The organism is Trueperaceae bacterium, assembly GCA_036381595.1.
Taxonomy (GTDB): domain Bacteria; phylum Deinococcota; class Deinococci; order Deinococcales; family Trueperaceae; genus DASVCN01.
Genome location: DASVCN010000009.1, coordinates 51,453 through 70,259, shown reverse-complemented (window position 1 = coordinate 70,259; position 18,807 = coordinate 51,453). Strand labels below are relative to the sequence as shown.

At 66.6% G+C, this 18,807-nt stretch carries 19 protein-coding genes; 14 read left to right on the top strand and 5 right to left on the bottom strand.

The window, feature by feature from the left end; all coding sequences use genetic code 11:
* Positions 1–25: 25 nt before the first annotated feature.
* The 9 genes from VF168_02490 to VF168_02450 all read left to right on the top strand — a co-directional run bounded on the left by VF168_02490 (position 26) and on the right by VF168_02450 (position 8,420).
* On the top strand, positions 26–640 hold the full coding sequence (locus VF168_02490) for a uracil-DNA glycosylase (protein ID HEX7003038.1): 615 nt from the start codon (positions 26–28) through the stop codon (positions 638–640).
* Between the two features lie 34 nt (positions 641–674).
* Positions 675–1,136: a D-aminoacyl-tRNA deacylase gene (dtd, locus tag VF168_02485; GenBank protein ID HEX7003037.1), complete on the top strand. Its 462-nt coding sequence runs from the start codon at positions 675–677 to the stop codon at positions 1,134–1,136.
* 2 nt (positions 1,137–1,138) lie between these two features.
* The gene (locus VF168_02480; GenBank protein HEX7003036.1) at positions 1,139–1,567 is read left to right on the top strand and encodes an ABA4-like family protein; all 429 of its coding nucleotides are present in this window, start codon (positions 1,139–1,141) and stop codon (positions 1,565–1,567) included.
* A gap of 123 nt (positions 1,568–1,690) precedes the next feature.
* Positions 1,691–2,689, top strand: coding sequence for a zinc ABC transporter substrate-binding protein (locus tag VF168_02475; protein HEX7003035.1), 999 nt, complete (start codon positions 1,691–1,693; stop codon positions 2,687–2,689).
* Positions 2,682–3,464, top strand: coding sequence for a metal ABC transporter ATP-binding protein (locus VF168_02470; protein HEX7003034.1), 783 nt, complete (start codon positions 2,682–2,684; stop codon positions 3,462–3,464). Before VF168_02475 ends, VF168_02470 begins: the two co-directional genes overlap by 8 nt.
* A 3-nt stretch (positions 3,465–3,467) precedes the next feature.
* Positions 3,468–4,622 carry a metal ABC transporter permease gene (locus VF168_02465; GenBank protein ID HEX7003033.1) on the top strand — a complete coding sequence of 385 codons (1,155 nt, stop codon included), beginning with the start codon at positions 3,468–3,470 and terminating at the stop codon, positions 4,620–4,622.
* A complete protein-coding gene (locus VF168_02460; GenBank protein ID HEX7003032.1) occupies positions 4,619–5,770 on the top strand; it encodes a metal ABC transporter permease in 1,152 nt (383 codons plus the stop codon). The genes VF168_02465 and VF168_02460 overlap by 4 nt, the downstream gene beginning before the upstream one ends.
* Before the next feature lie 219 nt (positions 5,771–5,989).
* The gene (locus VF168_02455) at positions 5,990–7,501 is read left to right on the top strand and encodes a DEAD/DEAH box helicase (protein ID HEX7003031.1); all 1,512 of its coding nucleotides are present in this window, start codon (positions 5,990–5,992) and stop codon (positions 7,499–7,501) included.
* Between the two features lie 97 nt (positions 7,502–7,598).
* Positions 7,599–8,420, top strand: a complete 822-nt coding sequence (locus VF168_02450) for a TrmH family RNA methyltransferase (protein HEX7003030.1) — start codon at positions 7,599–7,601, stop codon at positions 8,418–8,420.
* A gap of 16 nt (positions 8,421–8,436) precedes the next feature.
* Here VF168_02450 and carA read toward each other — a convergent pair whose 3' ends face one another.
* The 5 genes from carA to VF168_02425 all read right to left on the bottom strand — a co-directional run bounded on the left by carA (position 8,437) and on the right by VF168_02425 (position 12,712).
* Positions 8,437–9,588, bottom strand: a complete 1,152-nt coding sequence (carA, locus tag VF168_02445; GenBank protein ID HEX7003029.1) for a glutamine-hydrolyzing carbamoyl-phosphate synthase small subunit — start codon at positions 9,586–9,588, stop codon at positions 8,437–8,439.
* A gap of 74 nt (positions 9,589–9,662) precedes the next feature.
* The gene (locus tag VF168_02440; protein ID HEX7003028.1) at positions 9,663–10,640 is read right to left on the bottom strand and encodes an NTP transferase domain-containing protein; all 978 of its coding nucleotides are present in this window, start codon (positions 10,638–10,640) and stop codon (positions 9,663–9,665) included.
* Positions 10,641–10,642: 2 nt separating this feature from the next.
* Positions 10,643–11,557 (bottom strand): prolipoprotein diacylglyceryl transferase, encoded by a 915-nt coding sequence (lgt, locus tag VF168_02435; protein ID HEX7003027.1) that lies wholly within the window; start codon positions 11,555–11,557, stop codon positions 10,643–10,645.
* A 138-nt stretch (positions 11,558–11,695) separates the two neighbouring features.
* Positions 11,696–12,181, bottom strand: a complete 486-nt coding sequence (locus VF168_02430; protein HEX7003026.1) for a DUF456 domain-containing protein — start codon at positions 12,179–12,181, stop codon at positions 11,696–11,698.
* Between the two features lie 15 nt (positions 12,182–12,196).
* Positions 12,197–12,712 carry a molybdopterin-binding protein gene (locus VF168_02425; GenBank protein ID HEX7003025.1) on the bottom strand — a complete coding sequence of 172 codons (516 nt, stop codon included), beginning with the start codon at positions 12,710–12,712 and terminating at the stop codon, positions 12,197–12,199.
* A 189-nt stretch (positions 12,713–12,901) separates the two neighbouring features.
* On the opposite strand from VF168_02425, the gene sucC reads away from it, so the two are divergent.
* From sucC to gluQRS, 5 genes are all read left to right on the top strand, one after another.
* Positions 12,902–14,125, top strand: coding sequence for an ADP-forming succinate--CoA ligase subunit beta (gene sucC / locus VF168_02420; protein HEX7003024.1), 1,224 nt, complete (start codon positions 12,902–12,904; stop codon positions 14,123–14,125).
* Positions 14,122–15,060 carry a succinate--CoA ligase subunit alpha gene (gene sucD, locus VF168_02415; protein HEX7003023.1) on the top strand — a complete coding sequence of 313 codons (939 nt, stop codon included), beginning with the start codon at positions 14,122–14,124 and terminating at the stop codon, positions 15,058–15,060. Before sucC ends, sucD begins: the two co-directional genes overlap by 4 nt.
* Positions 15,061–15,142: 82 nt before the next feature.
* Positions 15,143–17,221 (top strand): prolyl oligopeptidase family serine peptidase, encoded by a 2,079-nt coding sequence (locus VF168_02410; protein HEX7003022.1) that lies wholly within the window; start codon positions 15,143–15,145, stop codon positions 17,219–17,221.
* Between the two features lie 7 nt (positions 17,222–17,228).
* Entirely contained in the window at positions 17,229–17,822 is a 594-nt protein-coding gene (gene xpt / locus VF168_02405) for a xanthine phosphoribosyltransferase (GenBank protein HEX7003021.1), read from the top strand.
* Between the two features lie 27 nt (positions 17,823–17,849).
* Positions 17,850–18,806, top strand: coding sequence for a tRNA glutamyl-Q(34) synthetase GluQRS (gluQRS, locus tag VF168_02400; GenBank protein ID HEX7003020.1), 957 nt, complete (start codon positions 17,850–17,852; stop codon positions 18,804–18,806).
* The last annotated feature ends 1 nt before the right edge of the window (position 18,807 follow it).

The following is an 18,807-nucleotide window of genomic DNA, read 5'->3' as shown; positions in this document are numbered from 1 at the left end:
CGGCGGGTTGTGGTAGACCTACTACGTGACACTTGAAGACCTCGAACGACGCGCAGCGATCAAGGGCGATGCGCTGGCGGAACTGAGCGACAACCTTGTTTTCGGGGAAGGGGATCCCGACGCACAGCTGATGATCATCGGCGAGGCCCCTGGCGAGGAGGAGGATCTGAGTGGCCGCCCCTTCGTGGGACGCGCTGGCCAGTTGCTGGACCGCATCCTCGAAAGCGTCGGGATCCACCGGGACGACATCTACATCACCAACATCGTGAAATTCCGCCCTCCACGGAATCGCAATCCGCGTCCCGAGGAGATCGAAGCGAGCGAGCCCGTGCTCGTCGAACAGATCCGCCTCATCCGGCCCCAGTTGATCGCCACCCTGGGGAACGTCCCCACTCAGCATCTCCTCCAGACGAGAGAGGGGATCACCAAGTGCCGTGGGAGCTGGCGCGACTGGTGCGGCATCAGGGTCTTCCCGCTCTACCACCCGGCCTACCTCCTGAGGAACCCGAGCCGGGAACAGGGTTCACCGAAGTGGCAGATGTGGCAGGACATGAAGACGCTGAAGGCCGAACTCGACAGCCTGGGGCCCAAGGCGGGCATGGTCACCCTGGACACCGCCCGACAGGACGCTCTCTTCTGAATCCAGGCGGCGTGGAGCCAGTGGGAGCCTGCGGTTGAGGGCGCTCGTCCAGCGGGTTTCGCGGGCGCGAGTGACCAGCGGCGAGGAGCTGCTCGGCGAGATCGGCGCCGGTCTGCTCGTGCTACTGGGCGTCAGCCACGGCGATGATGCCGTGACGGCCGAACTGCTCGCCGCCAAGACCGCGAAGCTCCGGATCTTCCCCGATGACGAAGGCAAGATGAACCGAAGCGTAAGCGATGCCGGCGGCGACGTACTGGTCGTCAGTCAGTTCACGCTCTACGCCGACGTCCGTGGGGGCAACCGCCCCTCGTTCATGGCCGCTGCGAGGCCGGAGCGGGCTCAGCCGCTATGCTCCGAGTACTGCCGTGCTCTCTCGCGCACCGGCCTCAGGGTCGAAAGCGGGGAGTTCGGTGCCGACATGGCCGTCGAACTGGTGAACGACGGCCCTGTCACGATATGGCTCGACAGCAGTGAACTCCAGGCAAGGCAGGGGTGATCGTGGAGAATCTGTTCGCACTCATCTCGATCCTGCCCCTGCCTTTCTGGGGCGCGATGCTTCTGTTCCCCCGCGCGGGCCTCACCCGCCGCATGGTCACCTCGCCTTGGCCCTTCATCGTTCTGGGCGCCGTTCATGCGCTGCTGCTGGTGGCCGCGCTCGCAACTGCGGCGCCGGCCGAGCTCGGCCTCTCGGCGGTCGCGATCCGGAGCGCGTTGGGGCAACGGTGGGGCTTCCTGGCGCTGTGGAGTCATATCCTCATCCTCGACCTCTTCGCCGGTATCTGGATCTTCCGTGACGCCGGCTACTGGCGAGTCCGACCGGCGCCATACCTGCTGGCGACCCTGTTCGCCGGGCCGTTGGGCCTGGCCCTCTACCTCTACCTGCGGCAACGCCACGAACGCCACGACCCCGTTCGCAACCTGAACTGAAACTGGGCGATGCGCCGAATTGGCGGCGGGAGCGGCGCAACTTGACACAGTTCGAGAACCGTAGCTAGATTAGGCATAGCTAAAACGCCCCTCCAAAGGGGCACGTCATCACCGGAGGAAACGATGGCTCTCCCGACATCTCAGCTCAGGCTACCGATGCTGCTGTTCGCCGCGGCGATCCTGTCGCTGCTGAGCAGCGCCTGGGCGCAACCACGACCTTTGCGGGTCGCCGCGACGGTGGGGATGATCGGAGACGTGGCCAGGAACGTGGGCGGCGATTGCGCCGAAGTCACCGCCATCATGGGTAGCGGTATCGACCCCCACGTCTACCAGGCCAGCGCCAGGGACGTGAGCATCTTCCAGCGGGCCGAGGTCATCCTCTACGGCGGTTACTTCCTCGAGGGACAGCTGGGCGAGGTGCTGGAAGGTTTCTCCCGCCGCAAGCCCACCATCGCTGTATCCGAAGCCGCCGTGGGCCGCGAGGAGGTCATAACGACAGAGGATTCCTACGGCGTCGATCCGCACGTATGGATGGACGTCGGACTCTGGGCCGATACGGTGCCGGTGATCGCCCGGGTCTTCGCGGAACTGCAGCCGGAGTGCAGCGACTACTTCGAGGAGAACGCCCGCGAATACCTGGCGAACCTACAGGCGTTGCACGAGTGGGTGAAGGCCGCCGTAGCGACCATCCCTCCCCAACAGCGCATCCTCATCACGGCCCACGACGCCTTCTCCTACTTCGGTCGCGCTTACGGCATCGAAGTGGAGGGGATCCAGGGCATCAGCACCGAATCGGAGGCGGGAGTGGCCGATATCAGGCGGATGGCCGACATAGTCGCCCACCGGCGGGTGCCGGCGGTGTTCATCGAGAGCACTATCAATCCCCGCACCATCCAGGCGGTCGTCGACGCCGCGGTCCAGCGCGGACATCGAGTCGAGATCGGCTCACAACTCTATTCCGACGCTCTGGGCACCGAAGGCACCGCCGCCGGCACCTACATCGGCATGATCTACAGCAACGTCAGCAACATCGTCGGCGACCTCGGCGGTGAGGTCCCTCCTCTGCCGTCGGAACTGTCCGACTGGGCGGAGCGCTGGGGGATAGCGGCAGAGGATGAGTGAGGGTCGGCACGAACCGAGTCTGGCTGTCCATGTCGAGGACCTCACTGTCAGCTACCACGATCGTCCGGTCCTCTGGGACATAGACCTCGACGTCCCCCCGGGAGTGCTGGCGGGCATCATCGGACCGAACGGGGCCGGCAAGAGCACGCTGATAAAGACGGTCCTGGGCCTGGTGAAACCCGCCGCGGGCCACGTCTACATCCACGGCCGGCCCTACCGGGAGCAGCGACGCCGCGTGGGTTACGTCCCGCAGCGTTCGAGCGTCGACTGGGACTTCCCGACGACCGCCCTCGACGTAGTCTCCATGGGGCTCTACGGCCAGCTCGGATGGTTCAGGAGGCCGGGGGCGCGGGAGGTCGACAAGGCGCGGGCCGCACTCGCTATGGTGGGCATGGGCGAACTCGCCGACCGTCAGATCAGCGAGCTGTCGGGCGGTCAGCAACAGCGGGTGTTCCTGGCCCGGGCGCTGGTGCAGGAAGCTGACGTCTACTTCCTGGACGAGCCGTTCGCGGGCGTGGACGCGACCACCGAGAGAGCGATCATCGAGATCCTCCGCGAGTTGCGGGCCGGCGGCAAGACCGTCATCGCCGTACACCACGACCTGCAGACGGTTCGCTCTTACTTCGACTGGCTGCTCATCCTCAACGTGCGCGCCATCGCCCAGGGGCCCGTTGAGCAGGTCTACAACGCCGCTAATCTCCGCGCCGCCTACGGAGGTCAGGCGGCACTCCTGCACGCCAACGAGCCGGCAACGGTGAGTGCCGAGGGAGAGTGACGCGTGGACGGGCTCATCGCCTTCCTCTCCGATTACACGATCCAGAACGTGATGGCAGGGGCGGCCCTGCTCGGGTTGAGCAGCGGGGCACTGGGCGTCTTCGCCGTGTTGCGTCAGCAGAGTCTTCTGGGCGACGCCCTCTCGCACGCCACACTCCCCGGTGTCGCCCTCGGGTTCATGGTCGCCGGCACCCGCAACCTCGAGAGCATCACTGCCGGCGCTCTCCTCACCGGCGCTGCCGCCGCCCTGCTCGTGCTGGTCCTCACCCGCCGCAGCCGACTCAAGACCGATGCGGCGCTCGGCGCAGCGCTCTCCATCTTCTTCGCCCTCGGCGTCGTCCTCCTCACCCGCATCCAGCAGACCGGCAACGCCTCGCAAGCCGGTCTCGATTCCTTCCTCTTCGGTCAGGCGGCCGCCATCTTGCGCAGCGACCTGTGGCTCATGGGCGGCCTCACGCTGTTGGCGCTACTCCTGCTCGCGGCCTTCTGGAAGGAGTTCAAGCTCGTGACGTTCGATGCGAGTTTCGCCGGGTCGCTGGGTCTACCCGTAGTGCTGCTGGAGACGTCGCTGACACTGCTCATCGCGCTCGCAATCGTCATCGGACTGCAACTCGTGGGCGTGGTGCTGATGGCCGCGATGATCGTCGCACCGGCGGCAGCCGCCCGACAGTGGAGCCGCCGACTGGAGCAGATGGTTGTGCTGTCTGCCCTCATAGGGGCGTTCGGCGGGGTGACCGGAGCGGTTGTCAGCGCCACGGGACCCAACCTGGCCACCGGACCCCTGATCGTCCTCGCGATCACGGTCGTGGTGCTCCTCTCGCTGCTCTTCGCGCCCCGTCGAGGCCTGTTGTGGGCCGAGCTGGAACGGCGGACCTATCAGCGTTCACTGCTCGAGAACCGGGTCCTGTTGAGCCTGAGTCGTGTCGCCCAGGAGCATGACGACCCCGGCTACGCGGCCGAGCAGGGGATGCTGGACGCCTTCCACGGCAGGCCCACCGGCGCGAGTCTGGGATCGCTCGAACGGCGGGGTCTGGTGAACCGCGTCGAACACATGCCGGAAGAAGGGGCGCACTGGGAGTTGACCGACTCCGGCCGCCGGGAGGCGTCACGGGTCGTCACCCAGCTCGACGGCGGTAACGAGGAGCGCGAGGCGCGGTGATCTCCCAGCTGCTCCTCGACATCCCCTTCTCCATCATGGCCACCGGCGCCCTCGTCGGCATCGCGGCCTCGCTGCTCGGCACCTTCCTGGTGCTCATGCGAAGCAGCATGCTCACCGACGCGATCAGCCACTCGATCGTTTTCGGGATCGTCATAGTCTGGATGCTCACGGGCCAGGCGAGCGGGCCCGTCCAGATAATCGGTGCGGCGCTCACCGGTGTCCTCACCGTCCTCCTCATCGAGATGCTGGCACGCACCCGCCGGGTCAAGAACGACGCCGCGATCGGTCTGGTCTTCCCTGCCCTCTTCTCGATCGGGGTACTGCTGCTCAACCTCTTCGCGAGGGACGTACACATCGACACCCACACCGTTCTGTTGGGTGAGATCGGGTTCGTCTGGCTCGATACCATCCAGATCGGCGGGACCGAGGCGCCGCTGGCGCTGGTGTCGATGTCGGTGATCACGGCCGTCAATCTCCTCTTCGTCACGCTGCTCTACAAGGAGCTGAAGCTGATGGCGTTCGACGAAGGACTGGCCCGAGCGCTCGGGTTCATGCCGGCCCTGCTCTTCTACCTGCTCCTCACTCTCACGAGCGCCACCGCCGTGGCCGCCTTCGATGCCGTGGGAGCCGTCCTCTTCGTCGCCTTCGTCATCGTGCCGCCGTCGGCGGCTTACCTCGTGACCGACAGGCTCTGGCGGATGATCCTCTACGGCTCGGTGATCGCCGTCGTAGCGAGCGTGGCCGGTTACTACCTGGCGGTGCTCTGGAACGTCTCCATAGGCGGGATGATGGCCCTGTGCACCGGCGCGTTCCTGCTGCTTGCGCTGCTATTCGGGCCACGCTACGGCCTCATCGCTCAGGAGTCGAGGCGCCGCCGCCAGCACGCGGGGATCGATCGCCGGGCGCTGGTCGTGCACCTCTTCAACCACGAGGGGCGCGCCGGCGAGGAGGAGGAGAACCGGGTCGCGGCCCTTACCGAGCATCTTCACTGGCGAGCGACGAAGGTAGAACGGATCGTCCACGAGGCGGAGGACGCCGGCCTGATCCGGGTCGAGGCGGAGAAGCTGAACCTCACCGAGCGGGGGCGTGGGCTCGCCCGGGAGGTCCTGGAACCGTGGCATCGGGAAGAAGGTGGGCTGCCGGCCTGAGGGGGCGATCCTGGGACGATGTCGGTCCCGAACGCTTCCGGCCACGTGCTTGTAGTATGGTGACATCAGCTACCGACCGGGTAGCACCTCATCTGGCCGCCGAATCGAGATTTCCACCGGCGGCGGATCAACGACGACAATCGGCCAAAGAGTGCGACTTGGCTGACATGTTTGTAACGCGCCTGCTCCAACGGCGCGTTGGCCAAGGAAGGACTCTCTATGGCTTTCGAAGATTTCGGGCTCCACCCGAAGGTGGCAGCAGGCGTGGCCGCTGCCGGATACACCACCCCCACACCCATCCAGCAGAAGACGATCCCCGCTGCCCTCGCCGGACGCGACGTACTGGGGCTCGCCCAGACCGGCACGGGTAAAACCGCAGCGTTCGTCCTGCCACTGCTACAACGACTGATCGACGGTCCACGCGGCTTCGTGCGCGCCCTCATCGTCGCTCCGACCCGCGAACTGGCCGAGCAGATCCACGGCGAGATAAGCCTGTTGGGCCGCTCGACCGGGCTGCGCTCGGCGACCGTTTACGGCGGCGTCGGCAAGGCTCCGCAGATCCGAGCCCTGAAGGGGCGCAGCGAGATCATCGTGGCCTGCCCGGGCCGATTGCTCGATCACATGCAGCAGCGCGACGCCGACCTCTCGAGACTCGAAGCGGTCGTGCTCGACGAAGCCGACCACATGTTCGACATGGGCTTCCTGCCCGCCATCAAGCGGATAATGAAGCAGGTCCCTGCGAAGGCGCAGCGGCTGCTCTTCTCGGCCACCATGCCCGACGAACTACGGCAGCTTGCCCACGGGGTGCTCGACCGCCCCATCACAGTCGAGATAGGCCGAGCGGCCCCGGCCGAAACGGTAGCGCACGCTCTCTACCCGGTCGCCAAGGAGCAGAAGACGGAGCTCCTGAAGCACCTGCTTCGCCGGGAGGACAGTCGTTCGGCGCTCGTCTTCACCCGCACCAAGCACGGCGCGAAACGTCTCGCCCAGCAACTCGACCGGGAGAACTTCTTCGTCACCTCACTGCAGGGAAACCTCTCGCAGAACAAGCGTCAACAGGCGCTGGACGGCTTCCGGGACGGAAAGTTCCACATCATGGTGGCGACCGACATCGCCGCTCGGGGTATCGACATCTCCCGCGTCACCCACGTCATCAACTACGACGTTCCCTCCACCGGCGACGCCTACACGCACCGCATCGGCCGTACCGGTCGCGCGGCCCGTAGCGGCCAGGCCTACACCTTCGTCACCGGTGAAGACGACAAGGCGATCCGAACCATAGAGCGGGAGCTCGGGATGCGCCTGGAGCGGCTCGAGATCGACGGCTTCGGCTACCTGCCGATCGATGCCGCCGGCGGCGCGGGGACGAGCCGGGATCGGGGCCAGCGGGGCGCGGGCGGTCGGCGGGATAACGGCAGAGCGAACACGAACCGCAACGGCAACGGTTCGGGCGCGCGCGCTGGCAACGGCAACGGTTCGAGCCGCGGCGGCGCCTCCGCAGGCTCCTCGACCGCCTCCGGCGGCGACGGCAAGCGAACCAGCGAGCCCTCCGGCACCAACAATCGTTCGCAGGAGCGTACAGGCGGCGCCTTCGCAGGCGGCGACAGCGGCTCCAGGAGGCGCGGTTCGCGCGGTCGCGGGGGCCGGAACCGCGGTGGCAGCAAGGGATCGCGCGGTAACCGCAGCGGCTCGGTCAGTCACCGCACCAGCGGAACCCAGGGCAACGACTGACCCAAGTCGCGACCGACTTCTGAGATCCGGCCCAACGGGGAACGGATGACATCGGGCCCTCGCTCACGCGAGGGCCCTTCCGCTGGATACTGGCGGAATGGCCGCCAGACGCATCCACCTCCCGAACGAGAACGCCGACTTCCAGCGACTCGACGCACTGCGCAGCAACCGTAATCTCAGGCATAGGCTCCGCCTCTTCCCCGTCGAGGGTGTCCGCCAGCTCGAGACGGCCCTCTCTGGCGGCTGGCCCATCAAGGGCCTGGTCCTCCCCTCCGACCGGCGGCTCTCCGACTGGGCCAGGAGCATCGTCGACGCGAGCGCCGCTGACACGCACTACACCCTGCCGGCAGCGCTTCACGCGAAGCTGAGCAACAAGCGCGAGGCCTCGGAGATCGTAGCTCTGGTGGAGATTCCGGAAGACGACATCGGCAGGATCACGCTCGGTACCCCGCCCCTCGTCGTCGTCTTCGACCGGCCGAACTATCCCGGCAATCTGGGCACGCTCGTACGGTCGTGTGACGCCCTGGGAGCCGACGGTCTGATCGTCACCGGACACTCCGCCGACCCCTACGATCCGCAGGCTGTCGCCGCATCGACGGGTTCTCTCTTCGCCCTCCCGGTCGTGCGCCTTCGGTCCGCAAGAGACCTGGAACCTCTGCTTACGAGGATCCGGGAGGAGTACGGTGACCTGCAGGTGGTGGGCACCAGTGCCCGCGCTGCTAAACTAGTCTACGAGTGCAACTTCTGGCGACCTACCCTTCTGCTCGTCGGCAACGAAACTGACGGCCTCAGCCATGCTTACGCCGATATGGCCGACGAGACGATCGCCATCCCCATGACGGGCTCGGCTTCATCGCTCAACGTGGCCTGCGCCGCCACCCTGGTCCTCTACGAGGCCGCCAGGCAACGGCGCGGCTAGCGGGCCGGGCTCAGCTCTAGACGGCCGCTTCGGAGCGTATCGCCGGCAGCGCCGAAGCGCCTTCGAAGGCGTTGACTTCCTCGATGAAGCGGCGGAACAGGTAGTTGGCGTCGTGCGGTCCGGGGCTCGCCTCCGGGTGGTACTGGACGCTGAACACCGGATAGCGCACGTGCGCCATCCCCTCCAGCGTGCCGTCGTTGAGGTTGATGTGGGTAGCACGGAACTGTTGACCCGGGATCGAGTCGATATCGACGGCGTAGTTGTGGTTCTGCGAGGTTATCTCCACCTCGCCGGTGATCACGTTCTTCACCGGTGTGTTCGCCCCGTGGTGGCCATGCTTGAGCTTGTAGGTCCTGCCGCCCACCGCCAGACCGAGGAGCTGGTGGCCCATGCAGATGCCGTAGGTGGGCAGGAGCCCCAACAGTTGCCAGACAGTGTCGTGGGCGTACTTGGGGCCGCCCGGGTCACCCGGTCCGTTCGAGAGCACCAGGCCGTACGGGTCGAGCGCCATGATCTGAGCCGGGGTGGTCTGGGCCGGAACGACGATCACCTCGGCCCCTGCCTGCTCGAGCTTGTAGACGATCGAGTGCTTGATCCCGAAGTCGATCACGACGACTCGTGGGTTCTCCTTGAAGGTGGGCCTCGCGTAGGGAAGCGGGGTCGTCACCTCGGGGGTCATGTCGCGACCGTCGATGTCCTCGTGGTCGCGGGCCTCCTGGACGAGGGCCGCCTCCTCCTCGTCGGTGGTCTGGCCGTGGGCGATGACGCCTTTCACCACCCCCCCGGTGCGCAACCGCCGGGTGAGAGCACGGGTGTCGATCCCTTCGATCCCAACGATCCGATGCTGCTCCATGAAGCTCTGCAGATCCTGGTTCGACCGATGGTTCGACGCCACTCGGCTGAACTCGCGAACGATGAAGCCGCGAGCGAACGGCCTGTTCGACTCCATGTCGTAGACGCTCACTCCGTAGTTGCCGATGTGCGGATAGGTCATCGTGACGATCTGTCCGCTGTAGCTGGGGTCCGTGAGGATCTCCTGGTAGCCGGTCATCGAGGTGTTGAACACCACCTCGCCGACGGTCTTGCCCTCGAACCCGAATGCGTACCCGTAGTAGACGGTGCCGTCCTCGAGGGCGAGCACCGCGCGTGGTTTCTTGAGGAGGGACATCAGCCGATCACCGCCCACCACTCTAGCACCGGTGGACCTGGCCCCCGTGTCGATGAAGACGTGATCGAAGGCGTTCAGCCGGCCGCTTCTGCCCTGAGCCTAACGGTGTGCGGTGCTATCGCTTCGCCGGGCGGAACTGTCACGTCCTCGAGGACCGAGTAGGCGCCCACTCGGACCCCCTCGCCCAGACGGACCGCGCCGCGGAGCACCACACCCGGTTCGAGGATGACGTCGCGGCCCAACTCGACGGTGTCGTCTATGAAGGTCTGCTCCGGGGCGACCATGCTCACCCCCTCGGCCATCCAGTGGCGGCGGATCCGCTCCCGAAGTATCCGCTCGGCGCACGCCAGTTGCGACCGGTCGTTCACGCCGACCAGGAGTCCGGTCTCGTCTTCACCCTCGACGGTATGCACCCCCAGCCCAGCTTCCAGGTAGAACCGCGACAGATCCGGCAGGTAGTACTCCCCTTGCGCGTTGTCGTTGCTCAGCCTTCCGATGAAATCGAACACGTGCCGGTCGAAGATGAAGAGGCCGGGGCTTATCTCGCGGATGCGGCGTTCGGACTCGCTCGCATCCTTCTCCTCGACGATCCGGGCCAGCCGACCCCGGTCGTCACGGACCACCCTGCCCAGGCCGGTCGGATCCTGCACGACGTAGGTGAGCATGGTCATCCCCGCCCTACTCCGCTGGTGCCCGGAGCGCAGCGCCTCGAGGGTCTGGCTCGTCAGCAGCGGACTGTCGCCGGTCAGGACCATGATGTCCCCGGGGATGTCGGCCAGAGCGGGCAGAGCCGTCTTCAGAGCGTGACCCGTGCCGAGCTGTTCCTCCTGCAGGGCGAAGGAGACGTCGAAGTCGGAGAAGTGCTGTCTCACTCGCTCGGCCCCATGGCCGACGACCAGTATCGTGCGCTCCGGTTGCAGCGGCAGCACCGCCCGGACGACGTGCTCGAGCAGCGGTCTGCCGGCGACCGCGTGGAGCATCTTGGGCAGGCTCGACTTCATCCTCGTGCCGTGGCCGGCGGCGAGTATGACCGCCGAGAACTCGCGGGACACCGTCAGCGTCGCCGGGCCCGCATGGCGAGTCGTTCGCGGCGCTCCTCGGCGTCCGGATCCATGGTGAGCAGGATGTAGATGGCGACGAGGATGATCGGGATGCTCACCAGCTGGGTGAGGGTGAAGAAGCCGATGCCTGCGCTCTCGTTGAGGTAGACGGGCCACACCAGTGGGTTGTCGCGGAACGGCTCCTCGAGCAGCGAGCGGAGGACGGAGTACCAGAGGACGAACTGCCAGAAGGCGAAGCCGGGAGCCTTGCTGCGGCCCAGCGCCCAGAGGCACACGAAGACCAGGATCACGCCGATGATGGCCCCGTAGAGCGGAGTGAGGTGAACGGTGCACGGTTCGCCCACCGCCACGTTGGTGCAGGCGGGCGGCCCGTAGAGCCAGAGCGGGTCGCCGAAGATGGTGCGGCCGAAGGCGCCCAGGGTGTCGGTACCCGGAGGGGGCCAGTCGAAGCCGATCGCCCAGTCGGTGGGACGCCCGCCGGTGTCGCTGCCGTTCATGAAGTTGCCGATCCGTCCGCCGATGATTCCGAGCGCCCCGACGAGCGTCATCACGTCGAGCGCGGCCCACATGTTCATCTTCCGGACCCGCGCGTAGCCCCAGAGCGCAAGGACTATGCCGAGGATCCCACCATGGATCGATATGCCCCCCTGCCACACCTTGAAAGCATCGACCCAGTTGCCATCGGGCCCGAAGAAGGCATCGGGACTGGTGAGCACGTACACCAGGCGGGCGCCGATGATGCCGGCTACGACCAGCAGCGGCGCCGAGTCGAGGAGCTTCTCGGGATCGACGCCTCTCGACGGCGCGAGCCTGGTCGCCCAGAGGGACCCTACGAGCACTCCGGCGGCGATAAGGAAGCCGTACCAGCGGATGGCCAGCGGCCCGATCTGCAGCATGATGGGATCCATGTCCTCTACTCCTTCACGCCGAAGCCAGACTGGCAGCGGCGACCCGTGACTTCGTCTCCGAAAGACGAGTATAGAGGTCTCGGGCGCAGACTTGGGCGCAAGTCGCCCCGCGCCACGCGTGGAGCAGTTCGAAGCTGATCACCACGGCCACAAGCGAGGCAGCACCACGACGCCGATCGCCACCAGGATCACGACTTTCGCTACGGCTCCCCCGAGCGTCCCCACGAACGCCCCGACACCCGCCTTCACCGCTTCGTTGAAGGCCCGTCCCGCCAACAGTTCGAACAGCACGGCTCCCACGAGGGCCCCTACGAGGAAGCCGAACGGAGGGAAGAGGATCAGGCCCATGAGCGAACCGATCACGCCCCCCCAGAGGCCAGGCCGGCCCGCCCCGTAGTAGCGCGCCCCGACCCAGGAAGAACCTATCTCTACCAGTTGGGCCAGCACGGTCAGAGCGCCAACGATGATGAGCGGGATGAGCGAGAGGCGCTCGAACCCGGTAATCCAGCCGGCAAGCAGCGCCCCCAGAGCGGCGATCGGTACACCGGGCAGGACCGGCAGGATTATACCTGCCAGGGCGACGGCGAAGAGGAGCAGGAAGACGAGGGCCGCCAGGATCTCCATGCCGATGGTGAGGCCTCAGCGGCCGGGAGGGTTCGAATCCGCTTCGGGGTCGAGGTTGGCCGCCAGCCTGCGAGCGTCGGCCAGGACCCGAGCGGCGTCGGACAGCAGGTGAAGGGCGGCGGCGAGGGCAGTTCCCGCGGAACGCGCTTCACCGGGAAGGTTGACGATCAGCGTGTGCCGGCGCACCCCGGCCGCGGCCCGCCATAGTCCCGCCCCGCGGTCCTCGCGGGAGCCAGCGGCCCGGAGAATCTCGGGTATGCCCGGGAACTGCCTGTCGATCACTTCGAGGGTGGCATCTGGCGTGCGATGGCGCATCTGGGCCCCTATCCCCCCGAGGGTGAGGACCAGGTCGGCCGAGGAGTCGTCGGCCCAGAGCCTCAGCTTCGCCCTGATCATCGCCTGCTCGTCGGGCACTACCTGATAGTCGACCTCGGTGAACGGCCCGCGTCCGAGCACCTCGCGGACGGCTGCGACCGTGCCCTCCCCGCTCCCGCCGCTCCCCTGAACGCTAAGTATGGCGGTGCGAATCATGCCGAATGGTACGTCTCTGCCGCATCGGACGGCAACCGCGGGGAGGCGCGCTCCCGGGCACCCATCACCCGGACGAACGTCTACAACGGTAGCGGGAGAGTTCGTAGCGCGTTAGGCTAGGGCGCGTTCGGGGCACAGCAGCCGGTTTCGACAGCACAACCGGGACAACAAGCAACTGGAGGTCGTCTTTTGAAGATCCACGAGTACCAGGCCAAGAGTCTTATGCGAGAACGCGGTCTGGCCGTTCCCGAAGGGCGGGTCGCGCGTTCGGCAAGCGAAGCGGCGGCGGCCGTTCGGCCGCTCGTCGAGGCCACTGGCAACCCCGTAGTGGTGGTGAAGTCGCAGATCCACGCCGGCGGTCGCGGCAAGGGCAGATTCGAGGAGCATCCGGAACTCGGTGGCGTCACCGTGGTCACCGATGGGATCGAAGGTGGCGTCGAAGCCGCGGAGAAGCGGGTCGAGGAGTTGGCCGAGAAGATGCTGGGATCGACCCTCGTCACCGTCCAGACCGGGGCGGAGGGCAAGGAGGTCCGCACCCTCCTCATCGAGCAGGGGATAGACATCGACCGCGAACTCTACCTCTCGGTGGTGCTCGACCGCGCTCAGGGCCGCAACGTGGTGATGGCCTCGACCGAAGGCGGGATGGAGATCGAAGAGGTCGCGGCCCGTTCCCCCGAGAAGATCTTGCGCCAGACCGTCGATCCGGCGGTCGGGCTGATGCCTTTCCAGGCCCACTACCTCGCCTGGCACCTGGGGCTGCGCGGCCAGGCCTACAAGAACGGCAAACGGTTCATCAGCACGCTCGGCAAGGTGGCCAGTGACCTCGACACCGAGCTGCTGGAGATCAACCCTCTGGTCGTCAGCAAGTCGGGCGACGTCATGGCCCTCGACGGCAAGATGAGCATCGACGGGAACGCGCTCTTCCGCCACCCGCAGATCGCCGCGATGCGCGATGAGAGCGAAGAGGATCCAGCCGAGGTCGAGGCCGGGAAGTACGACCTGGCCTTCATCAAGCTCGACGGCACCATCGGCTGCCTGGTCAACGGCGCCGGCCTCGCCATGGCGACGATGGACACCATCAAGCAGGTGGGCGGAGAGCCGGCGAACTTCCTCGATGTGGGCGGCAGCGCCACGACCGAGAACGTCGCGGCGGCATTCGGGATCATCACCCGGGACCCGAACGTCCGCGGCATCTTCGTCAACATCTTCGGCGGCATCATGCGCTGCGACGTCATCGCGGAGGGCATCGTCGGCGCGGTCAAGGAGGTGGGGCTCGAGGTGCCGCTGGTCGTGCGCCTCGAGGGTACGAACGTGGACCTGGGCAAGCGGATACTCGACGAGTCGAAACTCAACCTCGTCTCGGCGGCGAGCATGAAAGAGGGCGCCCGCAAGGTCGTGGAGCTGGCGCGATGAGCATCCTCGTAGGCAAGGACACCAGATTGCTGATACAGGGTCTCGGCGGGGCGGGTCGTTTCCACGCCGACCGCTCGATCGCCTACGGAACAGAAGTGGTTGCCGCCGTTCACCCCACCCGCGCCGGCGAGGTGGAGCTGTTCGAAGGGGAAACCGACCACAGCGGAGTAACCGGCAGACCGGACACCTATCGGGTCGAGGTGCCCATCCACCCGTCGGTCCGTGACGCGGTCAAGGAGACCGGAGCCAACACCTCCGTCATCTTCGTACCCGCTCCGTTCGCCGCCGACGCGATCATGGAGGGGGTCGACGCCGGACTAGAGCTCGTCATCTGCATCACCGAGGGCATCCCGGTCGACGACATGGTCAGGGTCAAGCGTTACCTGCAGGGCCGGAACACACGCCTGGTGGGACCGAACTGTCCCGGCGTGATCACCCCCGGCGAGTGTCGCATCGGCATCATGCCGGGCTATATCCACAAGCGGGGCCGCATCGGCGTGGTGAGCCGCTCGGGAACCCTGACCTACGAGGCTGTGCACCAGCTCACCCAGAACGGGCTGGGGCAGAGCACTGCCGTTGGCATCGGCGGCGACCCGGTCAACGGCACCAACTTCGTGGACGTGCTCGAGCTCTTCGCCGACGACTCGGAAACCGAAGGCGTGATCCTGATCGGCGAGATAGGCGGCAGCGCCGAGGAGCAGGCCGCCGAGTTCATAGCCAAGGAGCTCGGCAAGCCGGCGGCCGCCTTCATCGCCGGCACCACCGCACCTCCGGGCAAGCGGATGGGGCACGCGGGCGCCATCATCTCGGGCGGGCAAGGCACGGCGGCCGACAAGATCAGCGCGTTGCGCGAGGCCGGCGTCGAAGTCGCCGAGAGCCCCTCGGACATGGGCACCGCGATGATGAACGCGATGGAGCGGGCCGGACGAGCCTGAGTAGGGTCTCAGCCCGACGAGCGAGGGCGGCCGCGCGGCCGCCCTCCTTCAGCAGGTTCCGGTACCCGTGGTAGCTTTTCCCATGCACGACAGCTATCCCGAGAGCAAGCGAGACGCTCAGATCGACGACTTCCACGGGACCGTAGTCGCCGACCCCTACCGCTGGCTCGAGCAGTCCGCCGAAACCCCGGAGGTTCGGGACTGGATCGCCCGCCAGAACGAAGTGACGCGATGCTACTTCGAAGGGGATCCGCTGGCGGCTCAGATCAGGCGTCGCCTGGCTGAACTCTGGAACCATCCCCGCGAATCCGCTCCGGTCCGCAAGGGGAAGCGCTATTTCCAGCTGCGCAATAGCGGCCTGCAGAAGCAGGACGTCCTCTTCGTCATGCCGGAAGCGGGCGCGGCAGGACGAATCCTCCTCGATCCCAACACCCTCTCACGCGACGGTCGGGTGGCGCTTACCGGTACCTCGGCGAGTCCGGATGGAGAACTGCTCGCCTACGGACTGAGTGAGGCCGGTTCCGACTGGACCACCTGGCACGTGCGCAACGTAGCTACCGGCGAGGATCTCGCCGACCGGCTCGAGTGGGTGAAGTTCACCAGCCTGGCCTGGCTGCGCGACGGTTCCGGTTTCTACTATCAACGATTCGAGGAGCCGCAGGGTGACCGTTATCTGGAGCGGAACGAGGCACCCAAGCTCTGTCTCCACCGCATCGGCACCGAGCAGTCTGAGGATGTGGTCGTCTTCGAGCGTCAGGACGAGCCTTCCTGGATGTTCTTCGCTGCGACCTCCGATGACGACCGCTACCTGGTGCTGCATATCTCCCGCAGTACCGAGCCCAGGAACCTGCTCTACTATCGCCCACTCGAGGGGGGAGAGTTCCAGCCGTTGGTCGACGAGTTCGAGGATCAGGTCTTGTTCATAGGCAACGACGGCGACACCTTCTACCTGCGGACCGACCGCGGCAACGGCATGGGCAAAGTGGTTGCGGTCGACCTGGCCTCACCTACGGTGTGGCGCGACCTCGTGCCCGAGGGGGACTATCTGCTGGAGGGGGCCGGCCTGGTCGCCAACGAGTTCGTGCTGACATACCAGGAGCATGGCAGCCACCGGCTCAGGCGCTGCAGCACGGGAGGAGAGCCGCAGGGTGAGATCGAACTGCCCGGCCTGGGTAGCGTCGCCGCCCTCACCGGAGAGCGGGACCACGACGAAGGATTCATCCTCTTCACCTCCTTCCTCGAACCACCGACCGCCTACAGACTCAGCTACCCCTCCGGCAAGATGGAGCGACTCAGCGACCCCGATCTACCTTTCGACGCCTCTCGTTACCTGGTGCGGCAGGAGTTCGCGGAATCGCCCGATGGCACCAGGGTGCCGCTCTTCCTCGTCCACCATCGCGACCTGGAACGCAACGGCGACAACCCTGCGCTCCTCTACGGCTACGGCGGCTTCAACGTCTCGCTCACCCCAGCGTTCTCGGTCAACAGACTCGCCTGGCTCGAGCGGGGCGGCGTCCTCGCCATCGCCAACCTCCGTGGCGGGGGCGAGTACGGCCGGGAGTGGCACGAGGCCGGCACCCTCGAGAGGAAGCAGAACGTCTTCGACGACTTCATAGCTTGTGCCGAGCACCTGATCTGGAGCGGGATCACCTCGACTAAGAGGCTTGCGATCCAGGGAGGTTCGAACGGCGGCCTGCTGGTTGGGGCGTGTATCACGCAGAGGCCGGAACTGTTCGGGGCGGCTCACGCCGCCGTAGGCGTCTTCGACATGCTTCGCTACCACCTGTTCACCGTCGGTTCTCGCTGGGCATCCGACTTCGGTCGAGCCGACGACCCCGAGCAGTTCCCCTTCCTCCACGCCTACTCGCCGCTTCACAACGTGCAGCCGGGTACCTGCTACCCGGCCACTCTGCTCACGACCGGAGATCACGACGATCGCGTCGTTCCCGCTCACACCTTCAAGTTCGCTGCGACGCTGCAGGCGGCTCAAGGGTGTGATCATCCGATTCTCGTGAGGATAGAAACGCGGGCAGGCCATGGCATGGGCAAGCCTACGGACGCGATCATCGATGAGTACGCCGAGGTCTGGGCATTCCTCCTCAAGGAGCTGGGTGAAGGAGCGGAGTCGACGGCAACGCATCCGCGTGAGGCGGCCGGGTGAGGGGGACGTGAAGGAGCTTCGCGAGCGTATCCTGGCGGAGGGAAGGGTCCTCCCGGGCAACATCCTCAAGGTGGACGGCTTCCTCAACCACCAGCTCGACCCGCGCCTCACGCTCGAGATGGGGCGCGAGTTCCGACGGCGCTTCGAAGCGGCGGGCGTGACGGGAGTCAGCCGCGTGGTGACGGCAGAGGTTTCCGGCATAGGGCCGGGGCTCGCCACGGCGATAGCCTTCGATGTGCCCCTCGTATACGCCAGGAAGAAGCGCCCGGTGACGATGAGTGATCGTGCGCTCGAGGCCCGGGCGCCCTCGCATACGAAGGGGGGCATCACTTCACTGCTGGTCTCTCCCGAGTACCTGAGGCCCGGCGACAGGACCCTGCTCATCGACGACTTCCTCGCCAGCGGTCGAACGGTCGTGGCGCTCGCACAGCTGATCGAAGGAGCCGGGGCGAAGCTCGTCGGCGCCGGCTTCGTGATAGAGAAGTCGTTCGCCGGGGGGAGGTCGCTGCTGGGTCCCCTCGGCGTGCCACTGGTGTCCCTGGCCGTCGTCTCGTCGCTGGGCGTCGACGGTATCGTCCTCGCCGACGAGGCGCAACGGTGAGAGCCCGACGACGCTGATCTGCCGGCCATGAGTCGCGGACGCTACGCGCCCAGCCCCACCGGCGACCTCCATCTGGGCAACGCGCGCACCGCGCTCGTCGCCTGGTGGCGCTCCCGTGGCGCCGGTTCCTCTTTCGTGATGAGGGTCGAAGACCTCGACGAACCGCGCACCGTGCCGGCGGCGGTGCCAGGGAACCTCGACGAGCTCCGCTGGCTGGGGATCGACTGGGACGAGGGTCCGGACGTGGGGGGCGCCCACGCACCGTACCGCCAGTCGCAGCGCCACGCCCTGTACGAGCGGGCGCTGGCCGAACTGGCCGACCGCGAAGCGGTGTTCGAGTGCTACCTCTCGAGGCGGGAACTACGCGAGCTCTCCTCTGCCCCGCATGGTGCAACACCCGTGTACGGGGAGCAGGAGCGGCGGCGGAACCGGCTCGTCAGGGAGCGCAAGAGGGCCCAAGGGAAGCGACCCGCGTTGAGGCTGCAGGCCGAGGAGACCGAGTTGCGTTTCCACGACGCCCTCCACGGCGAGGTTGTGTTCGAGGCCGCCAGCGAGGTGGGCGACGTCGTGCTGCGGCGAGCGGACGGCGCCTGGGCCTACCAGTTCGCGGTGGTGGTGGACGACCTGGAGATGGGTATCGAAGAGGTGGTGAGGGGGGACGACCTGCTGCATTCGACCGCCGCCCAACTCCTCGTCTACAGGGCGCTGCGCAGGGAGCCTCCGGCGTTCATGCACGTTCCGCTGCTGCTCGACGAAAGTGGCGAGCGCCTCGCCAAACGACGCGGTTCCCTCACCCTCTCGGCGTTGAGGAGCAGCGGTGTAACGGCCGCGAAGGTGGTAGGCCTGCTGGCCGCGACCCTCGGCTTCCTCGAACGGCCCGAGCCGCTGGAAGCGGCCGAGTTCCTGTCGATCGCCTCGCTCGATCAACTGCGCCGGGAGCCACACGCCCTCACGCCCGAGGAGCTGCGGTGGCTCGGTCTGTAGG